Consider the following 873-nt stretch of genomic DNA (forward strand, 5'->3'; position numbering starts at 1 on the left):
ATACTTTTCAAAATTATTTGAAGGAACATCATTTAGTAGGTAGTATGTCCAGACGAGGGAACTGTTGGGACAATGCGGTGATTGAATCATTTCATTCAAATTTAAAGACAGAGGAATTCCAATATTGTAAGTTTAATACCCTAGCTAATTTAGAAGTTATTTCTAGAATAGATGGGTACATTCATCATTACAACGAGGGTAGGATTCAAGCAAAATTAGGCTACTTAACTCCAATAGAATTTGGATTAAAGGCAGCTTAAAGGATTTCGGGGTTATCCACTTTGCATGTAGAAAAGACATGCACTTTATTTGGAGATGCGGGCATGATAGCCTATTATGGCTAAGCCAGATTCTCTTTGAGATATCTGGCTTCCTGGCTAAAGAATCTATGCCCGCAGAGGCTCCAAGTAAAGTGACAAAGTGCCTGAACTATTTCCAGTAAAGAACCAATATCAAATTAATGAAAAAGTGTTAAATTTAATATGGATAGGTGTTTTATATATGTCTCATTTGGCTAGGTCAGTTCACTAGCTTACCATGTTTCTGATCGTATCACTCTTGATATCGCTACCAAGACCATCCATAAATTAATGAACAACTAGAAAGTTACTCTACATGAAGATGCCTTTATTCACTCAGACCAAGGTAGCCATTACACAAGTCCAAAATATCAAATTTTATTAAAAGAATATGGACTAGGACAATCTATGTCTAGGAGGAAACTTTTGGGACAATGCCCCCAAGAGTCATTCTTTGGACATTTAAAAGATGAGGTAGACTATCAATCTTGTCAAACCATAAAAGAACTAAAGGGAAAAATAAATCATTACATTACATGGTTTACTATAACAATTATCGATATCAATGGAATTT

The 873-nt window shown here is 34.7% G+C and carries 2 pseudogenes; both read left to right on the forward strand.

The window, feature by feature from the left end:
• Positions 1–101 precede the first annotated feature (101 nt).
• Positions 102–260, forward strand: a pseudogene (locus ADJ83_RS26895) (IS3 family transposase); the annotation flags it as partial.
• Between the two features lie 267 nt (positions 261–527).
• A pseudogene (locus ADJ83_RS24940) lies at positions 528–873 on the forward strand (IS3 family transposase); the annotation flags it as partial.

This window comes from Bacillus sp. 522_BSPC (genome assembly GCF_001076885.1).
In the GTDB taxonomy this organism is placed as follows: Bacteria; Bacillota; Bacilli; order Bacillales; family Cytobacillaceae; genus Niallia; species Niallia hominis.